The sequence below is a fragment of the Streptomyces narbonensis genome (assembly GCF_014649015.1).
GTDB lineage: Bacteria > Actinomycetota > Actinomycetes > Streptomycetales > Streptomycetaceae > Streptomyces > Streptomyces narbonensis.
Map to the genome: position 1 here is coordinate 487,183 of NZ_BMSF01000003.1, position 22,933 is coordinate 510,115.

The window sequence follows — 22,933 nt, forward strand, 5'->3', positions numbered from 1 at the left end:
GCGACCGGAACCAGACCGGGGGATGATCGGTCGAGGGGGCGGGATCTGGCAAACTCTCTGCCTATGGGTGAAACGACCGTGAAGAGTTTGGACGACCGGACGACCCCGTCGCCACCCATCGTGGCCGACGGCAGGTTCGCACGCCTGCGTGCCCGTGTGCCGCGGCGCCCCACGATCTGGTTCGAGATCCTGCTCATCGCGGTGAGTTACTGGACGTACTCGCTCATCCGCAACGCGGTGCCGGAGCAGAAGGCCCAGGCCCTCGAGAACGCCGACTGGATCCTGCGGGCCGAGGAGTCCCTCGGCCTCGCCTTCGAGCACGCCGTCAACCACGCCGTGAACTCGGTGACCTGGCTGATCGTCTCGATGAACTACTACTACGCGACGCTGCACTTCGTCGTGACCATCGGTGTGCTCGTGTGGCTGTACCGATGGCAGCCGGGCCGTTACGCGGCGTTCCGCACGGTCCTGTTCGCCACCACCGGTGTGGCCCTGGTCGGTTACTACCTGTACCCGCTCGCGCCCCCGCGGCTCATGACCGGCCAGAACTTCATCGACACGGTCCTCGTCCACGAGACCTGGGGCTCGATGGCCTCGGGCAACCTGAAGCACGTGTCGAACCAGTACGCGGCCATGCCGTCGATGCACATCGGCTGGTCGCTCTGGTGCGGTGTGACGATCTTCCTCCTCGCGAAGGCGCCCTGGGCGAAGATCCTCGGCCTGCTCTACCCGACGGTCACGCTCGTCGTGATCGTCGCGACCGCCAACCACTTCTGGCTGGACGCGGTCGGCGGCGTGATCTGCCTGGCCTTCGGCTTCCTCGTCTCGTACTTCTGGTACGGCTCCCGGCCGCACCGGCTGCCCAAGCTGGTGGAACCCGCCGCGAACGTGCCCCAGGGCGGTCCGCGCCCGCCGGAGAGCACGGAGGACGCGGACCACGGGGCGGCGGAGCGCCCGGTCGGTTCCCGGAGGTAGCGGGTCCCGCCGCTCAGTCCTGCCTGTACGCGATCCGGCCACCGGTGACGGTGAGCCGGATCGCTGTCGTTGCGACCTCGTCCGCCCGGGTCCGCGACGAAGGCCGTGAGGTCGGCCCGGAAGCCCGGGGCGATCCGGCCGGCGACCGTCTCCTCCCCCGCCGCGACCGCCGCGTGCGAGGTCACCAGGGCCATCAGGCCGCCCGCGCACATGCCCGCGTATGTCGGCGGCCTTATCCTGACGTTGTACGGCCCTCGGGGTCCGGGCCGCTCCGACTCCCCCGACGTGGCCATCGTGCGCGGTGGTCCAGTGGCAGGAGGCAGAGAATGCGCTTCCACCGCAGATGGGCCGCCGCCCTCGCCGCAGCCGCTCTCCTGACCTTCGGCGCGACCAGTGCGACCAGCGCGACCGCCGTGCCCGCCGTACCCGGTCCCGGAGGGCTCGTCGTGAGCTACGAGCCCGCCGAGACCGAAGCGGGCTTGGCCGAGCAGCAGTTCCTCCAGCAGAACGAGGTCCTTGAGAGCGCCGCCGCCCACGCGAACGCCCTGATCGGACTGCCCCGGGACATCCCCCTGGTGGCGGTGAGCTGCGACCCTCCCAACGCCTACTGGGATCCGGAATCCCAGGCCATTCTCTTCTGCTACGAGTACGCCGCTCTGTTCCGCGGGATCTTCTCGGAGCGGAACACCGAGGGCAGCCCCGCCGAGCAGGCACGGGCCACCGACGAGGACGTCATCGGCGTCGCCAACAGCGCGGTCTTCCATGAGCTCGCGCACGCCCTCATCCAGGTCTACGATCTTCCCGCCACAGGCCGGGAGGAGGACTCGGCCGACCAGCTCGCCACGCTGCTGCTCTCCGAGGACTCGCTCCACCGGGAGTACGCGATCAGCGACATCGAGGCGTGGGGCGCCCTCGCCGAACTCTCCGAGCAGGGCGACCTGAGCGACAAGGTCTCCGACGTGCACGCCCTGGACTCGCAGCGTTACTACAACGCCATCTGCTGGCTGTACGGCTCCGACCCGCAGACCTACGACTTCGTGGTCCTCACCGAGGCCAACCCCGAGGGCTTCCTGCCGGAGTCCCGCGCCGTCGGCTGCCCCGGCGAGTACGCGCAGATGCAGAAGGCGTGGAGCACCCTGCTCGCCCCCTACCTGAAGTGAGGCTCCCGGCAGGACCTGGGGGTGGCTTGCCGGTCAGGCCCCGTAGAAGAGCTCCTCGACGATGGCCCGGGCGCGGCGCGTGATGCGTCGGTAGTCGTCGACCATCTCGCCGACGTGGCCGGATTCGTACCCCAGGTACCGGCCCACCGCCGCGAGCTCGCGCGGGTCCGAGGGGAAGGTGTCCCCAGGGCGGCCGCGGACCAGCATCACCGCGTTGCGGACGCGGGTCGCGAGGACCCAGGCCTCGTCGAGGGTCTGCGCCTCGTCCGTCGGGATCAGGCCCGCCGCGTGCGCGGCCCGCAGCGCCTCGCGGGTACGGGGCGTCCGCAGCCCCGGTTCCGCCCAGCCGTGCCGCATCTGGATCAGCTGGACCGTCCACTCGACGTCGCTCAGACCGCCGCGCCCCAGCTTGGCGTGGAGCGTCGGGTCGGCGCCGCGCGGCAGCCGCTCGGACTCCATCCGGGCCTTGAGGCGGCGGATCTCGCGGACCGCGTCCTCGCCGAGGCCCTCGGCGGGGTAGCGCAGCGGGTCGACGAGCTCGATGAACCGGTCGGCCAGGTCCTGGTCGCCGGCCATGGGCTCGGCGCGCAGCAGGGCCTGGCTCTCCCAGACGAGCGACCAGCGGCGGTAGTAGGCCTCGTACGACTTCAGGGTGCGGACCAGGGGGCCGCTCTTGCCCTCGGGCCGCAGGTCCGCGTCAATGAGCAGAGGTGGGTCGGCCGTAGGGAGCTGGAGCAGCCTCCGCATCTCGGCGACCACGCGGTTCGCGGCCCGGGCCGCCTCCTGGTCGTCGACGCCCTCGCGCGGCTCGTGCACGAACAGCACGTCGGCGTCGGAGCCGTATCCCAGCTCGTGGCCGCCGAAGCGGCCCATGCCGATGACCGCGAAGCGGGTCGGCAGCTCGTCGCCCCACTCGGCGCGGACGGCGGCCCGCAGGGCGCCGGCGATCGTCGCCGCGTTGAGGTCGGTGACGGCCTCGCCCACCCGGTCGACCAGGGCGCCGGGGTCGGGTTCGCGGGGGTTGTCCTCGGTGCCGTACGAGCCGATGAGGTCGGCCGCGGCCGTGCGGAACAGCTCCCGGCGGCGGACCCCGCGGGCCGCCGCGACGGCCTGCTCGGCGTCGCCCGCGCGGCCGACCGCCGCCAGGACCTCCTGCTCCAGGTGGTCCCGGCCGCGCGGCTTCAGCCCCTCGGGGTCGCCGAGGATGGCGACCGCCTCGGGGGCGCGGAGCAGCAGGTCGGGAGCGAGGCGGCCGGCGGAGAGCACCCGGGCGAGGTTCTCCGCGGCGGCGCCCTCGTCGCGGAGGAGTCGGAGGTACCAGGGGGTCTTGCCGAGGGCGTCCGAGACCTTGCGGAAGCCGAGGAGGCCGGCGTCCGGGTCGGCCGAGTCGGCGAACCAGCCGAGCAGCACGGGCAGCAGCGTCCGCTGGATCGCGGCCTTGCGGCTCACCCCTGAGGCGAGCGCCTCCAGGTGGCGCAGGGCGGCGGCCGGGTCCTGGTAGCCGAGGGCTTCGAGGCGCTGTCCGGCCGCCTTCGGGCTGAGCCGGATCTCGCCGGGGGCGAGCTGGGCGACCGCGTCGAGCAGCGGCCGGTAGAAGAGCTTCTCGTGGAGGCGGCGGACGACGGACGCGTGCCGCTTCCACTCCTTGTTGAGCTCGGCGACCGGGTCGGTGCGCAGGCCCAGGGAGCGGCCGAGGCGGCGCAGGTCCTCCTCGTCCTCGGGGACGAGGTGGGTGCGGCGCAGCCGGTAGAGCTGGATGCGGTGCTCCATGGCCCGCAGGAAGCGGTACGCCTCGTCGAGCTGGGCCGAGTCCGCCCGGCCGATGTAGCCGCCGGAGGCGAGCGCGGCGAGCGCGTCCAGGGTCTTGCCGCTGTGCAGCGTGGCGTCGCTGCGGCCGTGCACGAGCTGGAGGAGCTGGACGGCGAACTCGACGTCCCGCAGGCCGCCGGGGCCGAGCTTGAGCTCGCGCTCGACCTGGGCGGCGGGGATGTTGTCGACGACCCGGCGGCGCATCTTCTGCACGTCGGGGACGAAGTTCTCGCGCTCGGCGGCCTGCCAGACGAGCGGGGAGACGGCGTCGATGTACTGGGCGCCGAGGTCCGGGTCGCCGGCGACCGCGCGCGCCTTCAGGAGGGCCTGGAACTCCCAGGTCTTCGCCCAGCGCTGGTAGTAGGCGAGGTGGGAGGAGAGGGTGCGGACGAGGGGGCCGTTGCGGCCTTCGGGGCGGAGGTTGGCGTCGACCGGCCAGATGGTGCCCTCGACCGTGGTCTCGGAGCAGATCCGCATGAGGTGGGAGGCGAGCCGGGTCGCGGCCTGGATCGCCTTGGCCTCGTCGGCGCCCTCGGTGGGCTCCCCCACGAAGATCACGTCCACGTCGGAGACGTAGTTGAGCTCGTGGCCGCCGCACTTGCCCATCGCGATGACGGCGAGCCGGCACTGGGCGGCGTCGGCGGGCGCGGCGGTGCGGGCGATGGCGAGCGCGGCGCGCAGGGTCGCCGTCGCCAGGTCGGCGAGCTCGGCGGCCGCCTGGGCGACGTCGGTGGTGCCGCACACGTCCCGGGCCGCGATGGCGATCAGGCAGCGGCGGTAGGCGACCCGCAGGGAGACGGCGTCGGTGGCCTCGGCGAGGCCCCGCTCGAACTCGGCGACGCCCGGGTGCAGGTCGGCCGCCTCGTAGGTGACGAGGGACTCCCAGTCGCGGGGGTGGCGGGCCAGGTGGTCGGCGAGCGCCTCGGATGCGCCGAGGACCCCGAGGAGCCGGTCCCGGAAGGGCTTGGCGGAGAGGAGGGTGGAGGTGAGGGTCTGCCGCTCGGTCTCGGGCTGGGCCTCGACGAGCCGGACCAGGCCGCGGAGGGCGAGGTCGGGGTCGGCGGTGGCGCCGAGGGCGTCGAGGAGGACGGCGTCGCCGCGGAGGGCGGCCAGCTCCGGGACGTCCAGGAGGCGTTCGGCCCCCGAGGGATCGGTGAATCCGTGTCGCAGCAGACGAGAGAATGTACTGCTCCTGCGCCCCGGCACCGTCATCCGACCGCTCCCTCCAAGCACGCCCGACCCGGGTCTCCCACGGTCGGGTCCGGGAGATCGAGCCTATCCGGATCGGGGGGCGCGGGCGCCCAGGCCTTCGGATCGAAGCGGATCACACGTGACATCTCGCACATTGGTCGCTATTCGGGCCCGATGAACCGTATTCCTTGAAAGTCCGTCTTGTTGTCCGTGCGCACCCGCACGTATGCCCGTCCCCGCCGGCCACCCTTCCGGCCGTCCTCTCCGCCCGCCCTCCTGTGAAAGCGCGCCGCCACCGATGCCCGTCCGTCTCCCCCGCCGTCCCGCCGTCCTCTCCCGCCGCGGGACCTCCCGCCGCAGGGTCTTCACGACGGCCGTGACGACCGTCCTGGTGGGCGGCACCTTCGCCGGTCTGCTGTCGGTCACGACCGCGCCGGACTCCTCGGCGGCCGCGTCGGTTCCGCTGCCCTCGCGGGCGCCGGCGGAGACCCCGGTGAAGGTGCGCGGGGTCGAGGCGCCGGCCGGCGCCGACGGCGCGTCCGTGGTGCAGATCGTGGCGCACCCCGACGACGACCTGTTCTTCATGAACCCGGACACCTCCCAGTCCATCCACTCCGGCAACCCCCTGACCTCCGTCTACCTGACCTCCGGCGAGTCGGACGGCGTCAACGCGCGTCCGCGCGACGCCGCCGGGGCGCAGCCCGACAAGGCGGGGTACGCCGAGGCGCGGCAGAACGGCATCCGCGCCGCGTACGCCGAGATGGCCACGGGCAGCCGCACCAGCCTCTGGGACCGGGTGGCGATACCCACGGCCGGCGGGGCGACGGCCGAACTGGACATCCTGCGGGCGAAGCCGCACGTGAAGCTGGTGTGGCTGCAGCTGCGCGAGGCCGGGGCGACCAACGGCGACCGCCCCGAGAGCCTCAACGGTCTGTGGCACGGCCGGATATCCGCGCTCGCCTCGCAGCGCGCCTCCGGCACGCCGGTCGCGGCGGACTTCTCGTACACGAAGGAACAGGTCGTCGCGACGGTGACCGGGATCCTGGAGCGCTTCCGGCCCACCTTCGTACGGATGCAGGACCCGACCTCCGGCAAGGTCGCCGGCACGGACCGCTACCAGGACCATCAGGACCACCTGTTCGGGGCGCGGTTCGTGCAGGCCGCGCTCGCCCGGTACGCGGAGCTCCCCGGGCACCCGCGCGTCGGCGTGCAGAACTACCTCGGCTACCCGACCAGCGTCCTGCCGCACACCCTCGACCCCGAGACGGCACACGCGAAGCTGAAGACGCTGAAGACGTACGCGTGGATGGACGGGGTCAACGACTGCGGGACGCTCGCGGGCTGCGGCGACCTGAAGGTGGCCGCGCGGCCCGCCGGGCGGGGCTGGGCGCAGACCATCCGGTACGCCCGGGGCACCTCCACCTCCTGGGTGCAGCGCGACCGGGACGGCGGGCTGCACGCCTTCTCCGTCCTCGACGGGCGCCTCGCGACCTGGCGGAAGGCGACGGACACGGCGGCGTGGCGGGGGCCGGTGCTGCTGCCCGGCGGCGGACTGGACAGCGGCGTCACCTCCGCGCTGCTGCCCGACGGCCGCCTGGCCGTCTTCGGGACCCGGACGACGCTCGGCGCCCTCCCGGGGGACTACCGGCGCGAGGTGGTGACGGCCGAGCAGACCGCGGCGGGCGGCGGCTTCGGCCCGTGGCGCTCGCTCGGCACACCCGAGCGGGACGACGCCGAGGGCACCTCCGACATCAGCGCGCCCGCCGTGACCGTGGGCCCCGACGGCCGGGCGACCCTGGTCCTGCGGGACAGCGCCCACCGGCTCGTGTCGCGTGAGCAGGGCACGGACGGCCTGTGGGGTCCGTGGCGGACGCTGGGCGGCGCCGACGTGCACGGCGACCCCGTGGCGGCGACCGACGCGACGGGCCGCGGCTATGTCTTCGCGAGCACCCCGACCACCGTCCTGGCCTGGGCGGCGCTGAGCCCCGGCGGCCCGCCTGCGGGTCCGGTGCGCACGGGTCTGCCTCCGACGACGCTGGCGCTGAGCGCGAGCGCGGCGCCGGGCGGCGAGGGCGTACGGCTCTGGTTCCGCAAGCCGGCCTCCAACGACCTGCGGACCGCCGACTTCTCGGGCCCGGGCCTGATGTCCCCGATGCGGGAACTGGCGGGCGGCGTCGCGGGCTTCGGCCCGGTCAGCGGGGCGATGGGCGGGTCCACCGGCGGTTCGGTGGGCGGATCCAGGGGAAGTGCCTCGGTGGGCGGCGACGGCATGCTCGCGGTCCGCTCCCGGACGGGCGTTCTGGCGACGGCCCCGCTGGCCCGGGGCGCGACGCGGCCGACGTGGCGGCTGGAGCGGTTCCTCTTCTCCGGGGCGCCCGACGCGGGCACGGACGGGGTCGCGGCGATCGGTCTGGACGGCAGGCTGCACTGGACGCCCGCCGACCGATGAGTTCGGGCGGCCGGACCGGTCTCCTCTGTGTGGCACCCGCCGTGGGGCCACACAGAGAGGACGGCCGGCCATGGACCCGCACACGTCAACCACCCCTCGCACCTCGCTCGATCCTCGCTACAGCGACCCGAAGGCGACCGCGCTGCCCTGGTCCGACGCGGCGGACCGGCTCGCGGCGGCCGAGGTCTTCTGGCTGACGACGGTCCGCCCGGACGGCCGCCCGCACGTCACGCCGCTCATCGCGGTCTGGTCGGAGGGGGCGCTGCACTTCTGCACCGGCCCCGACGAGCGCAAGGCCCGCAACCTCGCGGAGAACCCGTCGGTGGTCCTCACCACCGGCTCCGGTGTCCTCGACGAGGGCCTCGACCTGGTCGTCGAGGGCGCGGCGGCGCCGGTGAGGGACGAGGAGCGGCTGCGGGCGCTCGCGCAGGCGTACGTGGAGAAGTACGGCCCGGATTGGCGGTTCGACGTGCGGGAGGGGGCGTTCGTGGGCGACGGTGGTACGGCCGTGGTGTTCGCGGTCGCGCCTCGTACGGTCTTCGGCTTCGCCAAGGGCGATCCGTTCGGCCAGACCCGCTGGCGTTTCTGAGGAGTACGGAGGAGTTCGCGTGAACTGGACCCTGGAAGTCGTCCCCGTCCCCGTGACGGACATGGACCGGGCCAAGGAGTTCTACGGCGACAAGTGCGGCTTCAAGATCGACCTGGACGACGAGGTGGCGCCGGGGATGCGGATCATCCAGGCGACGCCGCCGGGCTCGCGCTGCTCGATCGCCCTGCTGAGCGGAATGCCGGCGATGCCCGGTGCGAAGGAGACGGCCCCCGGCACCCTGCACGGTCTCCAGCTCTGCGTCACGGACATCGAGGCGGCGCGGAAGGAACTGGTCGACCGGGGCGTCGACGTCTCGCCGGTGATGCACGTCGGCGCGACCGGCTGGGAAGAGGGGAAGGGCGAGACCTGGAACTCGTTCATGAACTTCGAGGACCCGGACGGCAACGGCTGGGTCGTCCAGGAGGCCCCGTCGGAGCTGTCGGAACGCTGAGGCCTGCAACGGCCGCCGGGGTCCAGTGCCCGGCGGCACCGGGGCAGCCCGCGAGATAGGCGGCGACCTCGCCGGGCCGCCACGCCCCGGTGGCGTGGAGCCCGGCGGCGAGGTGCCGGAGGTATCCGGCGGAGGGCGCCCGCAGTTCACCGCTGCCGCCTCCCGGCGGCGCGGTGAAGGTGAGTACGGGCAGTCCGCCGTCCCGGTCGCCCCCGGCGTCGTCGAGGAACCCGCAGCGGACGAGGGTCTCGTACCGCCCCGGCCCGAGCGAGGAGCGCCCGGTGGCGAGCACCTCGGTGAGGTCGAGGTCGGTGCCGGGCTGCCGGTACATCTCCTGCGCGGCGATGTCGGAGAACTGCCCTGCGGTCAGCAGGTGCGCGACGCCCCAGGCGGTGCCGGCGGCCGCCGGGTCGTAGAAGGCCCGGCCGCCGCCCCACACGGGTGACTCGGTCGCGAAGTACACCCGCCCCGGCAGCAGGACGCCCACCGAGGCCGCGGGCCCGCGCGGATCCCGGCACCCGGGATACATCCGCGCGACTCCGGGCGGCCGGCCGCCCGTCAGGTAGCAACCGAGGCGCGCGGCATGCATGTTGGCGCCGTAGGCGGCGTACCAGACACGGGAGGGACGACGATCCGACACACCGTCAGACCCTAGGTGGAGTCACCCCTAGAACCCGAGGTAGAAGTGGCGCAGCGTGTCGCTTTCCGCGACGCAGGGCATCCCGGCGGCCTCCATCACGCGGTGGGAGGCGGGGTTGCCGAGGTCGGCGTCCCCCTTCACCCCGGAGGCACCGCCCTGCCGGGCCACCTCGACGAGCGCGCGCAGGGCCTCGGAGGCGTACCCCTTCCCGCGCGCCCCGGGCACGAGCCCGTACCCGACGGTCACGACCCCCAGCTCGTCCGGCGGCCCGTGGAAACCGATCCCGCCGACGGCGACCCCGTCGAGCCGTATCTGGTAGTGCCGGAACACCCCCGGATCACCGCGCTCGGCGACCCCCCGCAGAAGCCCGGTGAGGGCCCGGACGTCCCCGGCCCCGGGATATCCCTCGGCCCACAGGTCCCCGTCCCCGGGCTCCCGGGCGACGACGCGCTCGGCGACGTCCACGGTCATCGGAAACAACACAAGCCGCTCGGTGGCGACAGAACTGATCTTCACCGGGGCAGTGTGATCCGCTCCCCACCCCCGCGGCAACGCATTTCGTACAGGCTGCGGGTGCGGCCTCCCGCAGACGGCCCAGGGCGGGTGAGACGACGCAGGGCCGACGGTTCACGACCGTCGGCCCTGCGTGGTGGTTCCGGGCTTTGTCTGCCCTGACCTGCGGTTACAGCACCGGCAGGTTCTTGCGGAGTTCGAAGGCGGTGACCTCGCTCCGGTACTCCTCCCACTCCTGCTTCTTGTTGCGGAGGAAGAAGTCGAAGACGTGCTCGCCGAGGGTCTCCGCGACCAGTTCGCTCTTCTCCATCAGGGCGATCGCCTCGCCCAGGTTCTGCGGGAGCGGTTCGATGCCCATCGCTCGGCGTTCCGCGTCGGAGAGGGCCCAGACGTCGTCGTCGGCGCCGGCCGGGAGTTCGTAACCCTCTTCGATGCCCTTGAGGCCGGCGGCGAGGAGGACCGCGTACGTCAGGTAGGGGTTGGCGCCCGAGTCGATGGAGCGGACCTCCACGCGGGACGAGCCCGTCTTGCCCGGCTTGTACATGGGGACGCGGATGAGGGCCGAGCGGTTGTTGTGGCCCCAGCAGATGTACGAGGGGGCCTCGCCGCCCGAGCCGGCCGTGCGGGAGGAGCCGCCCCAGATGCGCTTGTACGAGTTGACCCACTGGTTGGTGACCGCGGAGATCTCACCCGCGTGCTTCAGGAGGCCCGCGATGAAGGAGCGGCCCACCTTGGAGAGCTGGTACTCCGCGCCCGACTCGTAGAAGGCGTTCCGGTCGCCCTCGAAGAGCGACAGGTGGGTGTGCATGCCCGAGCCCGGGTAGTCGGAGAACGGCTTCGGCATGAAGGTGGCCTGGACGCCCTGTTCGAGCGCGACCTGCTTCATGACGAGGCGGAACGTCATGATGTTGTCGGCCGTGGAGAGGGCGTCCGCGTAGCGGAGGTCGATCTCCTGCTGGCCCGGCGCGCCCTCGTGGTGGGAGAACTCCACCGAGATGCCCATCGATTCGAGCATCGTGATCGCCTGGCGGCGGAAGTCCATGCCGACGTTCTGCGGGGTGTGGTCGAAGTAGCCCGAGTTGTCGGCCGGGGTCGGACGGGTGCCGTCGAGCGGCTTGTCCTTCAGGAGGAAGAACTCGATCTCGGGGTGGGTGTAGAAGGTGAAGCCCAGGTCGGAGGTCTTCGCGAGGGCCCGCTTGAGGACGTAGCGCGGGTCGGCGAAGGACGGCGAGCCGTCGGGCATGAGGATGTCGCAGAACATCCGCGCCGTGCCCGGGGCCTCGGCGCGCCACGGCAGGATCTGGAAGGTGCCCGGGTCCGGCTTGGCGATCATGTCCGACTCGTATACGCGGGCGAAGCCCTCGATCGCCGAGCCGTCGAAGCCGATGCCCTCGTCGAAGGCCTGCTCCAGCTCGGCCGGCGCCACGGCCACCGACTTCAGGAAGCCCAGCACATCGGTGAACCACAGGCGCACGAAGCGGATGTCGCGCTCCTCCAGCGTACGGAGCACAAATTCCTGCTGCTTGTCCATTTCCACACCCATCCTTGCTGGTCAGGCCGCCTGCTCCCACCGCCTCCGATACATCGGGGGGCACCTGAGCATCCCACCACATGGTTTCGCGCACGTTGCACACCCATAGTGCCTGCTCGGGTGTGACGCAGGTAACGGGACGGCGGGCATGGCGGACGTTCGGGCGTTCGGCGGCAGCGAGTGGTACCCCGTTCGGCCCACAGACGGTCCGCGCCCACTACGATCTCCGCCCATGGGGGCCACGCGGCTCGTACGCCTGTTCCGACACGCGCGTCCCATGGCACTGGTGAGTGCCGTGGCGACGCTCCTCGCCGCGCTCTTCGTCTGCCTGGGGCCCGGCCCCGGAACGGATCCCCATCACCCGGCGGCGCCGAAGGCCGAGGGCCCGCGGGTGTCGGCGGTCGTGGCCGAGTACATCTGCCCGTACGACCGCGGCGGCTGCTCCCTCGTCCCCTCCCTCTCCCCCGCGGTGCTCAGCGCGCCCCCGCTCGACCCCCCGCTCCACGCGGAGGGCCGGCTCCCGCGCCTCGACCCGCCCCCCGGTGAGGGCCCGGCCGGCGACTCCGGCATCCGGCCGCGCGCGCCGGACCTGCACGTCCTTCAAGTTCTCCGGACATAGCGGCGGCGGGCCTCCCGCCCGCCCCCGCTTGTCCCGCACCGAACTCAACCCCCCATCCCTGAAGAAGGACGACATCACCATGGCCGCCAACCGCTCCGCCAACGCCGACCGCCGCGCCCGAATAGAGGAGATGCGCCGCGCCGAGCAGTCCCGTGAGCGCCGCAACCGTCTGATCACCATCGGCGTCTCCGGGGTCGTCGTCCTGGGTCTCGTCGGCTTCGGCACCTTCGTGCTGATGAAGAAGTCCGACGAGCAGGACGCGAAGGAGGCCGCCGCCAAGGCGCCCATCAAGTCCGAGCAGACCTGGGACGCGAAGAAGCTCGGCCGCAACCACGTCGAGACCGCCGTGAAGTACGACATGAAGCCGCCGGTCGGCGGTGACCACCACCCGGTCTGGATGAACTGCGACGGCGTGGTCTACGACAAGGCGATCAGCGACGTGAACGCCGTGCACTCGCTGGAGCACGGCGCCGTCTGGGTGACGTACAGCAAGAAGGCCGACAAGGCCGACGTGGAGAAGCTGGCCGAGAAGGTCGGCAAGACCAAGTACACGCTGATGAGCCCCGTGGACGACCAGTCCGGGGCGATCATGCTGTCCGCCTGGGGCAAGCAGGTCACCGTGGACGGCGCCTCCGACCCGCGCGTCGACGCCTTCTTCACGAAGTACGTCCAGGGCCCGCAGACCCCCGAGCCGGGCGCCGCCTGCACCGGCGGGGTCGGTCAGTGACCGGGCTGAGCGAGGACTCCTTCGCCCGCGAGGAGGCCGAGTTCGAGGCCGGCGTGCGGCGCCGGGGCACGCGGACGCGGTGGGCGGCGGTCACCGCCGTCGCGCTCGCGCTGCTCTTCGCCGGGGGCGCCGTCACGGTCGCCTCGGCCGAGCGCGACGAGGCGCCGCGTACCCCCGCCACCGACTCCGCGGACGCCGGCTTCGCCCGGGACATGGCCGTCCACCACCAGCAGGCCGTAGAGATGTCGTTCATCGTCCGGGACCGGACCGAGGACGAGTCGGTGCGCCGTCTCGCGTACGACATCGCCAACACCCAGGCCAACCAGCGGGGCATGATGCTCGGCTGGCTGGACCTGTGGGGGCTGCCCAAGCTCCAGTCCGGTGTCGAGCCGATGGCCTGGATGGGCATGGGCGGATCCGGCGACAGCGGTCCCTCGGACGGCGCGCTGATGCCCGGCATGGCGACCAACGCGCAGCTGGACGCCCTGCGCAAGGCCAGTGGCCGGGAGGCCGAGGTCCTGTACCTGAAGCTCATGACCGAGCATCACAAGGGCGGGGTCCACATGGCCGAGGGCTGCGTCGGCAAGTGCGCCCCCGGTGTCGAGCGCGATCTCGCGCAGGGCATGGTCGAGGCGCAGCAGTCCGAGATCCTGCTGATGGCGGACATGCTGCGGAAGCGCGGGGCCTGATCACCCGGCCCCAGGCCGTCCGGCCCCCGTGACCCGCTGCGGTCGCGGGGGCCGTGCCGTGCGCCGACAATGAGTGGGCTCGGGGACGTTCGTACGACGACGTTCGACGAAAGGTACGCGGCTCATGACCACGGCGAAGGACATCATGCACCCCGGGGCCCAGTGGATCCCGGCACACGAGACGCTCGACCGCGCGGCCCAGATGATGCGCGACCTCAACGTGGGCGCGCTGCCCATCGCGGACGAGAACGAGCGGCTCTGCGGCATCCTCACGGACCGTGACATCGTCATCGGCTGTGTGGCCATGGGCCACGATCCGGCGAAGGTCACCTGCGGCGAGATGGCGAAGGGCACCCCGCGCTGGGTCGAGGCGGGCGCGGACGTGGGCGCGGTCCTGGAGGAGATGCAGAGCCACCAGATCCGGCGCCTCCCCGTCATCGAGGGCAAGAAGCTCGTCGGCATGATCAGCGAGGCCGATCTGGCCCAGCATCTGTCGGACGAACAGATCAAGGCGTTCTGCGCGAGCGTGTACGCCGCTTCCTGAACCGGCGGGAGACGGCGGAAGCCGGTGGGACCTGACCCGGTCGGGCCCGAGCCGGGCGGACGCGGTCGGGCCCGAGCCGGGCGGACCCTGGCCGGGCGGACCCGGGCCGACGCGATCCGGGCGGACGCGGCGGGAGCCGGACCCCCTCTCAGGACCGGATCGTGCTCAGTACCGCCCGGGCCACCGCGTCCGGGCGGTCCAGCATGACCAGATGGCCCGACGGCACGGCCGCCTCGTAGGAGGCGCCGAGCCGTCGGGCCAGCGCGCGTTGGCGGCGCTCCCAGCGGGCGGAGCCGTCGGGGGCGGCGAGGACGGTGACGGGCAGGCCGGGCGGGAGGGGGAAGCGGTCCCGGAGGTCGAGGAGTTCGGCGGCGACCGCGCCGTAGTGGGCGTTCTCGTGGAGGGCGCCGCGCAGGACGCGTGAGGTGCGGTAGACGCGGCGGACCAGGGCCTTGGACTCCGGGTCGCTCCGCACGGCAGCCCGGCGGACGGCCGGGCCGAGCGCGGCCGGGAGCCCCGCGGCGCAGAGCGCCCGGCCGAGGGCGCGGGAGACGGCGTCCGTACGGGCGGGCCGGGGGTGTTCCTCGACCGAGGAGTCGACGAGGACGAGCCCCGCGGTCCGGGCGGGGTGGAGGCGCGCGAAGGCCTCCGCGTGGAAGCCGGCGAGGGAGTGTCCGACGACGGTGACGGGGTCCTGGTGGTCCGCGCCCAGCGCGTCCAGGAGCGCCGCGATCCTGTCCGCCTCGCCCGCCGCCGTCGGCGGGGCGGCCGCGGGGGCGGAGAGGCCGTGGCCGGGGCGGTCGAAGCGGACGACCGTGCGGTGCGGGGCGAGCAGGGGGACGACCGGGTCCCAGTCGAACCAGCTGAGGCCCAGCCCGGCGCTCAGGACGCACACGGGCCCCGTGCCCTCGACGGTCACGTGGTGGGCGACTCCCCCGATCCGTACGAAGGTCATCGCGGCCGCCCCCGGACGAGGGAGGCGGCGAGGACGGCGAGCCAGACGGCCACCAGGAGGACCTGGAGCCGCTGTCCCGCGCCCAGCGCCCACGTGCCCTTCCCGGCCTCGAAGGCGGCGACGGCCGCCAGGGTCCAGGCCGTGGCGGCGAGCTCCAGGACGACGAGGGCCGGGCCGTGGCGGGCCAGGGGGCGCCAGTGGCCGTAGCGGCGGGCGGCCACGGTCAGGGCGATCATCGCGGCGATCGCACCGGTCACGGCGAGGCTCGAACTGACGGCGTGGGCCATATGGGTGGCGGGCACCAGGCCGGCGTCCTCGCGCGCCGCGCACTCCGGGTCGGCGGTGGGGGCGCAGCTGAGCGGGAGCCGTGAGTCGACTGCGGTGGCGGCGCCGAAGACGGCGAGGGCGATCCAGCCGCCGAGTGCCCAGCGCCCCCGTCTCCCGCTCGCGGCGAGCCCGGTCAGGGCGCCCGCGAGGACGAGGAGGCCGGCGACCAGGTCGGTGGCGCGGAAGAGGCCGCCGAGGGGCTGGTCCGCGGCGGCGAGCTCGGAGACGTATGTCCGGACCGGGTCGAGACCGGTCCGGACGAGGACTTCGAGGACCCAGGAGGTGTACGCGAGCGCGCCGAGGCCGAGGAGGGCCGCTGCGGCTTTCGTCACCTTTCCGGGCATGATCGTTCGAACGTCAGGGCATGCCGGAAGGTTCCCTGTGGTCGGGGTGGACCCGGCTCGGTTTGCGGTGCTTGAGGAGCGCGACCGGGATGACGAATCCGATGACGATCCGGCACGCCCCGCCGCCGCCGGCGGGGCGTGCCGGATCCGCCGGTGGGTCAGTGGTCGTCATGCGCCCATGATCAGCGGGGCCCGGGCGGGGCCCATGTCGAGCGCGGGGGCGACCTGGGGTTCGTTCGGCTGCGCCGGAGGGCGTGCGGATGCACCGGTTGCAGGAGGGGTTCGTTCGGCTGCGCCGGGGGGCGTGCGGTTGCGCCCGGAGGGGACGCGCCGATGCGCCCGGAGGGGACGCGCGGTTGCGCCCGGAGGGGACGCGCCATGCGCCCGGGAGTTCGTTCGGTTGCTCCGGGGAGTTTTCCGGGACATCGCGTCGGTGTGACGATTACACTGGCCGGGTGCCTCAACTACGCCTCGCCCTGAATCAGATCGACTCGACCGTCGGAGACCTCGCCGGGAACTCCGAGGCGATCGTCCACTGGACCCGGCACGCCGCCGGACAGGGTGCGCATCTCGTCGCGTTCCCCGAGATGGCGCTGACCGGCTACCCCGTCGAGGACCTGGCCCTGCGGCCCTCCTTCGTCGAGGCCTCCCGGGACGCCCTGCGCGCTCTCGCCCGGCGGCTCGCGGACGAGGGCTTCGGCGAGCTGCCGGTCGTCGTCGGCTACCTCGACCGCTCCGAGCAGGCCGAGCCGCGGCTGGGCAGGCCCGCCGGGTCGCCGGAGAACGCCGCCGCCGTGCTGTACCGCGGCGAGGTGGCGCTGCGCTTCGCCAAGCACCACCTGCCCAACTACGGCGTCTTCGACGAGTACCGCTACTTCGTCCAGGGCGACACGCTGCCGATCGTCCGGGTCCACGGCGTGGACGTGGCCCTCGCGATCTGCGAGGACCTCTGGCAGGAGGGCGGCCGCGTCCCGGCGGCGCGCGCGGCGCGGGCCGGGCTGCTCCTGTCGGTCAACGCCTCGCCGTACGAGCGGGACAAGGACGACACGCGGCTCGAACTGGTCCGCAGGCGGGCCCGCGAGGCCGGCTGCGTCACCGCGTACCTGGCGTCGACGGGCGGTCAGGACGAGCTCGTCTTCGACGGCGACTCGATCGTCGTGGACGCGGAGGGCGAAGTGGTCGCGCGCGCCCCGCAGTTCGTCGAGGGCAGTGTGATCGTGGACCTGGAGCTGCCGGCGGCCGAGGCCGACGCTCCGGACGGCGTCGTCGGCGCGGTCGACGGTTTGCGGATCGACCGGGTGGTGCTCTCCGAGAAGCCGCTGCCCGCCTACGAGGCGGAGCTCGCGGGCGGGTACGCGCACCGGCTCGAAGACGACGAGGAGATCTACTCGGCCCTGGTCGTGGGGCTGCGCGCGTACGTCGCGAAGAACGGTTTCCGCTCGGTCCTCATCGGCCTTTCCGGCGGCATCGACTCGGCGCTCGTCGCGTCGATCGCCTGCGACGCGGTCGGCGCGGGGAACGTCTACGGGGTGTCGATGCCCTCCAAGTACTCCTCCGACCACTCGCGCGGCGACGCCGCCGAACTGGCCCGCCGCACCGGCCTCAACTACCGCACGGTGTCGATCGAGCCGATGTTCGACGCGTACATGGGCTCGCTGGGCCTCACCGGTCTCGCCGAGGAGAACCTGCAGTCCCGGCTGCGCGGCACGACGCTGATGGCCCTCTCCAACCAGGAGGGGCACATCGTCCTCGCGCCGGGCAACAAGTCCGAGCTGGCGGTGGGCTACTCGACGCTGTACGGCGACTCCGTCGGGGCCTTCGGGCCCATCAAGGACGTCTACAAGTCGACCGTCTTCCGGCTCGCGCGCTGGCGCAACCGGGCCGCCGAGGAGAGGGGCATGATCCCGCCGATCCCGGAGAGCTCGATCACCAAGCCGCCCAGCGCCGAGCTGCGGCCCGGCCAGGTCGACACGGACTCGCTGCCGGACTACGACGTCCTCGACGGGATCCTCGCGCTGTACGTGGACACGGACCGCGGCAAGGACGAGATCGTGGCGGCCGGCTTCGACGAGGAGGTCGTCGCGCGGACGCTGCGGATGGTGGACGCGGCGGAGTACAAGCGGCGCCAGTACCCGCCGGGCACCAAGATCTCGGCGAAGGGCTTCGGCAAGGACCGCCGCCTGCCGATCACGAACCGCTGGCGGGAGACGCCGTCCCCCTGACCTCCGGAACCGGCCGGTCCGCGCCGGTGGACTCCTGGGGGCTTCCCGCCACGACGCGGGAGGCCCCCTTCGCCGTATCCGCGCGGGTTCCCTTCGCCGGAGCGGCGCGGTCGAGCAGGCCCGCGACCGCGGCGATCGCGAGGCCGACGGCCGTGAGGACCGCGCCGACGAGGGTCGGGGAGGTCCAGCCCCAGCCGGCGGCGACGGCGGCGCCGCCCGCCCAGGCTCCGCCGGCGTTGGCGAGGTTGAAGGCGGAGTGGTTGGAGGCGGAGGCGAGCGTCGGGGCGTCCTTGGCCTTGCGCATCACGAGCATCTGGAGCGGGGTGGTGGTCATGAAGCCGACCGCGCCGAGCACCACGACCGTGACGAGCGCCAGCCAGGGCACGTGGATCGTGAAGCGGAAGGCGACCAGGGCGAGGACGAGGGCTGCGAGGGAGCCGTAGAGCGTGGGGCGGAGCGCGCGGTCCGTCAGCGGGCCGGCGGCGAGCGCCCCGCCCGTCATGCCGAGGCCGAAGAGCGCGAGGACCACGGTGACGGTGGACTCGCCGAAGCCCATCACCTCCGTGGTCATCGAGGCGAGGTACGAGTAGACCGCGAAGACGCCCGCGAAGCCGAAGACGGCGGTCAGCAGGCCGAGCAGGACCTGCGGGCGGCCGAGGGCGCGCACTTCGCGGCCGAGGCCCTGCCGCTCGTCGAGGGGCACGTGCGGGACGAGGCGGGCGAGCGCGGCCATGGCGAGCAGGCCGATGACGGTGACGACGACGAAGGTGGCCCGCCAGCCGAGTTGCTGGCCGAGCAGCGTCGCGGCCGGTACGCCGAGGATGTTGGCGACGGTGAGACCGAGGAACATCGTGGCCACCGCCCGAGCCTGCCGGTCCTCCCGCACGAGCCGGGCGGCGACGACCGCGCCGACGCCGAAGAAGGCCCCGTGCGGGAGCCCTGCGAGGACCCGGCCGGCGACGAGCCAGCCGAAGCCGGGGGCGAGCGCGGAGGCGAGGTTGCCGACGACGAACAGCGCCATCAGCAGGAGCAGCATCCGCTTGCGCGGGATCCGGGAGCCGAGGGCGGTGAGCAGCGGGGCGCCGACGACGACGCCGATCGCGTACGCCGAGACGAGGTACCCGGCGGTGGGGACCGAGGTGCCGAAGTCGTCGGCGACGTTGGGCAGGAGGCCCATCATCACGAACTCGGTCGTGCCGATGCCGAAGGCGGAGACGGCGAGCGCGAACAGCGCCAGGGGCATGGGGAGAGCCTTTCCGGAATGTCCCGAAGATAGTTCTTCGTCGGAACAAAGACTCTCAGGTGGATTCTTCCCCGCGGCTTCCGGGGGACGAAGGGACGGTTTCGCCCTGCCGTCAGAGCTTCACGCGGGCCGCGATCGGGAGGTGGTCGCTCTTCGTCTCCGACAGCGCCCAGGACGACACGGGCTCGACGCCCTTCACCATGATCTGGTCGATCCGGGCCATCGGGAACGAGGCCGGCCAGCTGAAGCCGAAGCCGTCGCCCGCCGCGCCCTGGGTGGAGCGCAGCTGCGAGGTGACGGCGTTGAGCGAGCGGTCGTTCATGGTTCCGTTGAGGTCGCCGAGGAGGACGATCCGCTCGTGCCGGTCGCGGGAGATGGCCTCGCCGAGGGCGTTGGCGCTGTTGTCGCGCTGGTTGGCGGTGAAGCCGGCGTTCAGCTTGACCCGGACGGACGGCAGGTGGGCGACGTACACCGCGACCTCGCCCTTGGGGGTCACGACGTCGGCGCGCATGGCGCGGGTCCAGCCCATCTGGATGTCCACGGGCTGCGCGGCGCGCAGGGGCAGCTTGCTCCAGAGGCCGACCGTGCCCTGGACGGAGTGGTACGGGTACGTCTCCGCGAGGCCGCGCTCGTAGGTCGGGACCATGTCGCCCTTGAGCTCCTCCAGGGCCAGCACGTCGGCGCCGGACGCGGCGAGCCCGCGGGCGGTGCCCTCGGGGTCCGGGTTGTCGGCGTTCACGTTGTGCGTGGCGACGGTGAGGTCGCCGCCGGCGGAGGACTTGTCGGCGACGAGGCCGCCGAAGAGGTTGAGCCAGACCACGGCCGGCAGGAGCAGGGCGATCAGGGCGGTGGCGGAGCGGCGCAGCAGGGCGAGGACGAGGAACACGGGGACGAAGAGGCCCAGCCACGGCAGGAACGTCTCGGTCAGGCTGCCGAGGTTGCCGATCGTGTTGGGGATCTCGGCGTGGAACACCATGAGGAGGGTCAGCGCCACCGCCGCGGCGGCGATCAGGATGCCCCGGCGCCAGATGCCCCGGTCGCGCCGCAGGCCGTCGAGGGCGGCCCGGAACCGGGATCCGGAACCGGGGCGCCCGTTCCCGCCGCCGCCGTACTCGGTCTCCGTCATGTCCACCCGCGCCATCGCACTGTCCTTAACTCTGCCTTGCCGTCTTGCGTGACCCGGTGCCGACACTAGGCGATCCCGGGTCCGTCGTACTCCCCCAGGGACGAGTGCGGACGCGTGGCGGGTTCCTGCAGGTGACGCAGGCGGTGGGCCTGTGACAGAACGCGCACATTCGTGCGGATCAGGTGCGGGTCGGGGGCGGGTTCGGTGGTGGGGCGAGTGTGGGCCGCGAGTGCGTGGGGGCCGGTCGTGGGGTGAGTGCGGTCCGGAGACGGTCCGAGTCAGGTGCGGGGGCGCAGGCCTTCGAGGACCGTGTCGACGATCCGCTCGGCGAGTCCGGGCTCCAGGGTGGCGCCGGGGCGGATGACGGTACGGATGAGCAGGGGGCCGGTGAAGAGGTCGCCGACGAGCTCGACGTCGAGGTCGTCGCGGATCTCCCCCCGCTCCATCCCGCGCCGCACCGCGTCCAGGCCGAGGCGTCGGCGCGGCTCGATCACCGTGTGGTGGTACGCGTCCCACAGCTTCGGATAGAGCTGCATCTGCGAGAACACGTTGTGGAGGAGGGCGGAGGTCCGCTTGGCGAGGCCCCGCTGCCGGATCGACTCCAGGAGCGTGACGAAGTCGTCCCGGACCGAGGTGCCGGGCAGCACCGGGTCCGGGAGCTCCACGGAGCGGAGCAGGTCGACGAAGAGCTCCTCCTTGCCGGGCCAGCGCCGGTAGATGGTGGCCTTGCCGACGCCGGCGGTGCGGGCGAGCTTCTCGATGGACAGCTCGGCGAGCGGGGTGCCGCCCTCCAGGAGCTCGATGGCCGCGTCGAAGATCGCCTGCTCGGCGGCCTCGCTCCGGGGCCGGCCACGCCGCGCCGGGGCGGGCCCGCCCGCGGGCGCGGGACCGGCCGCCTCGTCGTGGGGTTCCGGGATCCCGCCGTCCTGCAGCGACACGTACGCTCCGCCTCTCCTCGTGGCCGACTGCCGGCCGTCCGGCCAGTCGGCCTACCGGCCTGTCGGCCTGTCGGCCTGTCGGCCTACCGACGGGCCGATTCTCCCGCCTCGGCGCCGGGCGCGGGTACGGAGGCCCGCCGGGCGGGGCCATCGGGAGCGGGACCGTCCGCCGTGACGTCCGCGCCGGGAGCGGCGCTCGCGGTCTGCTCCGCGCCCCGCGGCGTACGGCCCGGGAGGAAGGCGGCGACCACGGCCGCGCCGATCAGGGCGATCACCGCGGAGGCGATCGCCGTGACGTGCATGGCGTCCAGGAAGGCGTCGTACGCGGGGGCCACGAGGTTCCGGCCGGCCGGGCCGAGCTTCGAAGCGACCGCGAGTGTGGCCTCGATGGACTCGCCCGCCGTATCGCGCAGGGCCGCCGGGACGCCGCCGAGGTGCCCCTCGACCTCCCCGCGGTACGTGGAGGAGAGCAGGGAGCCGAGGACGGCCACGCCCATCGCGCCGCCGACCTGCCGGAAGGTGTTGTTGATCGCCGAGCCGGAGCCCGCCTTCTCGCGGGGCAGCGCCTGCATGACCGCGACCGTGACCGGCGGCATGATGTGCGCCATCCCGGCGCCCTGGAGGAAGAAGACGACCTCCATCGCCCAGACCGGCGTCGAGGCGTCGAAGAGGGCGAAGGCGGCGAGGCCCGCGGCGACGAGCAGCATGCCGGCGGTGCACACGGCCTTCGCGCCGAAGCGGTCCACGACGAGCCGCGCCCGGGGCGCGAACACCATCTGGGCGACGGCGAGCGGCAGGATGAGCAGCCCGGACTCCAGCGCGCTGAAGCCGCGGACGCTCTGCAGGTAGAAGGCGGAGAAGAAGGTCACGCCCATGAGCGCGAAGAAGACGAGCGCGATGGCGGCGACGGCCGCGGCGAACGCCGGCTTCCGGAAGTACGCCATGTCGATGGCCGGGTGGTCGCTGCGCCGCTCGTGCAGGACGAAGACGACGAGGACCGCGAGGCCGCCGAGGACCGGGGCGAGGACGGTGACGTCGGTGAAGCTCGCCAGTTCGCCGCCGCGGATGATCCCGTACACGAGGAGGACGAGTCCGAGGACGGAGAGCAGCACGCCGGGTATGTCGACGCGGCCCGGCTTCGGGTCCCGGGAGTCGGGGACCAGCCAGATCATGAGGGCGAGGGCGAGGAGCACGACGGGGACGTTGACGAGGAAGATCGATCCCCACCAGAAGTGTTCGAGCAGGACGCCGCCGGTGATGGGGCCGATCGCGATGGCGAGGCCGACGCTGCCGGCCCAGATGCCGATGGCCTTGGGCTGCTCGTCGCGCTCGAAGACGTTCATGAGGACGGCGAGGGTCGCGGGCATGACGAACGCGGCGCCGAGGCCCATGACGGCCCGGTAGGCGATCAGCTCACCCGGGGAGCCGGAGAAGGCTGCGAGGGCGGAGCCGATGCCGAAGACGGTGATGCCGAAGAGCAGCACCTTCTTCCGGCCGAGGCGGTCGCCGAGCAGGCCCGAGGTGAAGAGGAGGCCGGCGAAGACGAGCGTGTAGGAGTTGATCGACCACTCCAGCTCGCTCTGGGTGGCGCCGATGCCGGTGGGCGCGGGGGCGGCGATCGTCCTGACCGCGACGTTCAGGATCGAGTTGTCGAGGACGACGATCAGCAGGCTGAGCATCAGGACGGCGAGGACGGCCCAGCGGCGGCGGTGGACGGCCTCGGGGACCCGGGGCGGGGCTGGGGCGGAGGTGGAGGCGGAGGCAGGGAACGGCTGCGACATGCCGACCACCCTAGACCCATTTCGATACGAGACCGTCTCGTATCGAAAAAACTGACCGAGGCTTTACGCGGCTCCCCTCGCGCTGGTGTGAACAGCGACACTCCGGCCCA

At 72.9% G+C, this 22,933-nt stretch carries 21 protein-coding genes; 10 read left to right on the top strand and 11 right to left on the bottom strand.

All coding sequences use genetic code 11. The features are described 5' to 3' along the window. The first annotated feature begins 63 nt into the window (after nucleotides 1–63). Both IE124_RS08190 and IE124_RS08195 read left to right on the top strand, forming a co-directional pair. Nucleotides 64–975, top strand: a complete 912-nt coding sequence (locus IE124_RS08190; protein WP_189506301.1) for a phosphatase PAP2 family protein — start codon at nucleotides 64–66, stop codon at nucleotides 973–975. A 326-nt stretch (nucleotides 976–1,301) separates the two neighbouring features. After that, on the top strand, nucleotides 1,302–2,135 hold the full coding sequence (locus IE124_RS08195; RefSeq protein ID WP_189506303.1) for a DUF4344 domain-containing metallopeptidase: 834 nt from the start codon (nucleotides 1,302–1,304) through the stop codon (nucleotides 2,133–2,135). 33 nt (nucleotides 2,136–2,168) lie between these two features. Here IE124_RS08195 and IE124_RS08200 read toward each other — a convergent pair whose 3' ends face one another. Next, nucleotides 2,169–5,156, bottom strand: a complete 2,988-nt coding sequence (locus tag IE124_RS08200) for a bifunctional [glutamine synthetase] adenylyltransferase/[glutamine synthetase]-adenylyl-L-tyrosine phosphorylase (protein WP_189506305.1) — start codon at nucleotides 5,154–5,156, stop codon at nucleotides 2,169–2,171. A gap of 277 nt (nucleotides 5,157–5,433) precedes the next feature. Between IE124_RS08200 and IE124_RS08205 the strand changes: the two genes are divergently transcribed. From IE124_RS08205 to IE124_RS08215, 3 genes are all read left to right on the top strand, one after another. Beyond that, the gene (locus IE124_RS08205; RefSeq protein WP_189506306.1) at nucleotides 5,434–7,584 is read left to right on the top strand and encodes a PIG-L family deacetylase; all 2,151 of its coding nucleotides are present in this window, start codon (nucleotides 5,434–5,436) and stop codon (nucleotides 7,582–7,584) included. 70 nt (nucleotides 7,585–7,654) lie between these two features. After that, nucleotides 7,655–8,173 (top strand): pyridoxamine 5'-phosphate oxidase family protein, encoded by a 519-nt coding sequence (locus IE124_RS08210; protein WP_189506307.1) that lies wholly within the window; start codon nucleotides 7,655–7,657, stop codon nucleotides 8,171–8,173. A 19-nt stretch (nucleotides 8,174–8,192) separates the two neighbouring features. Beyond that, complete coding sequence (locus tag IE124_RS08215; RefSeq protein WP_189506308.1) at nucleotides 8,193–8,624, top strand: VOC family protein; 432 nt, start codon at nucleotides 8,193–8,195, stop codon at nucleotides 8,622–8,624. On the opposite strand, the gene IE124_RS08220 is transcribed toward IE124_RS08215, so the two are convergent. From IE124_RS08220 to glnA2, 3 genes are all read right to left on the bottom strand, one after another. Beyond that, nucleotides 8,551–9,213 (bottom strand): histone deacetylase, encoded by a 663-nt coding sequence (locus IE124_RS08220; protein ID WP_229832284.1) that lies wholly within the window; start codon nucleotides 9,211–9,213, stop codon nucleotides 8,551–8,553. The two genes, IE124_RS08215 and IE124_RS08220, sit on opposite strands and share 74 nt — an antisense overlap. A 78-nt stretch (nucleotides 9,214–9,291) precedes the next feature. Beyond that, nucleotides 9,292–9,780, bottom strand: coding sequence for a GNAT family N-acetyltransferase (locus IE124_RS08225; RefSeq protein WP_229832259.1), 489 nt, complete (start codon nucleotides 9,778–9,780; stop codon nucleotides 9,292–9,294). Nucleotides 9,781–9,946: 166 nt separating this feature from the next. Further along, the gene (glnA2, locus tag IE124_RS08230) at nucleotides 9,947–11,308 is read right to left on the bottom strand and encodes a gamma-glutamylpolyamine synthetase GlnA2 (RefSeq protein ID WP_015033133.1); all 1,362 of its coding nucleotides are present in this window, start codon (nucleotides 11,306–11,308) and stop codon (nucleotides 9,947–9,949) included. Nucleotides 11,309–11,585: 277 nt separating this feature from the next. On the opposite strand from glnA2, the gene IE124_RS08235 reads away from it, so the two are divergent. From IE124_RS08235 to IE124_RS08250, 4 genes are all read left to right on the top strand, one after another. After that, a complete protein-coding gene (locus tag IE124_RS08235; RefSeq protein WP_229832261.1) occupies nucleotides 11,586–11,927 on the top strand; it encodes a hypothetical protein in 342 nt (113 codons plus the stop codon). A gap of 79 nt (nucleotides 11,928–12,006) precedes the next feature. Continuing rightward, entirely contained in the window at nucleotides 12,007–12,654 is a 648-nt protein-coding gene (locus IE124_RS08240) for a thioredoxin-like domain-containing protein (RefSeq protein WP_189506436.1), read from the top strand. Nucleotides 12,655–12,707: 53 nt separating this feature from the next. Then, nucleotides 12,708–13,343, top strand: coding sequence for a DUF305 domain-containing protein (locus IE124_RS08245; RefSeq protein WP_189506439.1), 636 nt, complete (start codon nucleotides 12,708–12,710; stop codon nucleotides 13,341–13,343). Between the two features lie 124 nt (nucleotides 13,344–13,467). Continuing rightward, nucleotides 13,468–13,887: a CBS domain-containing protein gene (locus IE124_RS08250; protein ID WP_189506313.1), complete on the top strand. Its 420-nt coding sequence runs from the start codon at nucleotides 13,468–13,470 to the stop codon at nucleotides 13,885–13,887. Between the two features lie 148 nt (nucleotides 13,888–14,035). Here IE124_RS08250 and IE124_RS08255 read toward each other — a convergent pair whose 3' ends face one another. Genes IE124_RS08255 through IE124_RS08265 form a run of 3 tightly spaced genes read right to left on the bottom strand, consistent with a single transcriptional unit; the run spans nucleotide 14,036 to nucleotide 15,685 of the window. After that, the gene (locus tag IE124_RS08255; RefSeq protein ID WP_189506315.1) at nucleotides 14,036–14,842 is read right to left on the bottom strand and encodes an alpha/beta fold hydrolase; all 807 of its coding nucleotides are present in this window, start codon (nucleotides 14,840–14,842) and stop codon (nucleotides 14,036–14,038) included. Further along, nucleotides 14,839–15,513 carry a DUF998 domain-containing protein gene (locus tag IE124_RS08260; protein ID WP_189506317.1) on the bottom strand — a complete coding sequence of 225 codons (675 nt, stop codon included), beginning with the start codon at nucleotides 15,511–15,513 and terminating at the stop codon, nucleotides 14,839–14,841. Before IE124_RS08260 ends, IE124_RS08255 begins: the two co-directional genes overlap by 4 nt. A 13-nt stretch (nucleotides 15,514–15,526) precedes the next feature. Next, nucleotides 15,527–15,685 (bottom strand): hypothetical protein, encoded by a 159-nt coding sequence (locus IE124_RS08265; protein ID WP_189506319.1) that lies wholly within the window; start codon nucleotides 15,683–15,685, stop codon nucleotides 15,527–15,529. Nucleotides 15,686–15,968: 283 nt separating this feature from the next. Here IE124_RS08265 and IE124_RS08270 point away from each other — a divergent pair, with 283 nt between their 5' ends. Further along, complete coding sequence (locus tag IE124_RS08270; RefSeq protein WP_189506321.1) at nucleotides 15,969–17,735, top strand: NAD+ synthase; 1,767 nt, start codon at nucleotides 15,969–15,971, stop codon at nucleotides 17,733–17,735. On the opposite strand, the gene IE124_RS08275 is transcribed toward IE124_RS08270, so the two are convergent. The 4 genes from IE124_RS08275 to IE124_RS08290 all read right to left on the bottom strand — a co-directional run bounded on the left by IE124_RS08275 (nucleotide 17,701) and on the right by IE124_RS08290 (nucleotide 22,823). After that, nucleotides 17,701–18,978, bottom strand: a complete 1,278-nt coding sequence (locus tag IE124_RS08275) for an MFS transporter (protein ID WP_189506323.1) — start codon at nucleotides 18,976–18,978, stop codon at nucleotides 17,701–17,703. The two genes, IE124_RS08270 and IE124_RS08275, sit on opposite strands and share 35 nt — an antisense overlap. Before the next feature lie 112 nt (nucleotides 18,979–19,090). Then, nucleotides 19,091–20,119: an endonuclease/exonuclease/phosphatase family protein gene (locus tag IE124_RS08280; protein WP_189506325.1), complete on the bottom strand. Its 1,029-nt coding sequence runs from the start codon at nucleotides 20,117–20,119 to the stop codon at nucleotides 19,091–19,093. 263 nt (nucleotides 20,120–20,382) lie between these two features. Next, nucleotides 20,383–21,042, bottom strand: coding sequence for a TetR/AcrR family transcriptional regulator (locus IE124_RS08285; RefSeq protein WP_189506327.1), 660 nt, complete (start codon nucleotides 21,040–21,042; stop codon nucleotides 20,383–20,385). 83 nt (nucleotides 21,043–21,125) lie between these two features. Next, nucleotides 21,126–22,823, bottom strand: coding sequence for a DHA2 family efflux MFS transporter permease subunit (locus IE124_RS08290; protein ID WP_189506329.1), 1,698 nt, complete (start codon nucleotides 22,821–22,823; stop codon nucleotides 21,126–21,128). Between the last annotated feature and the right edge of the window lie 110 nt (nucleotides 22,824–22,933).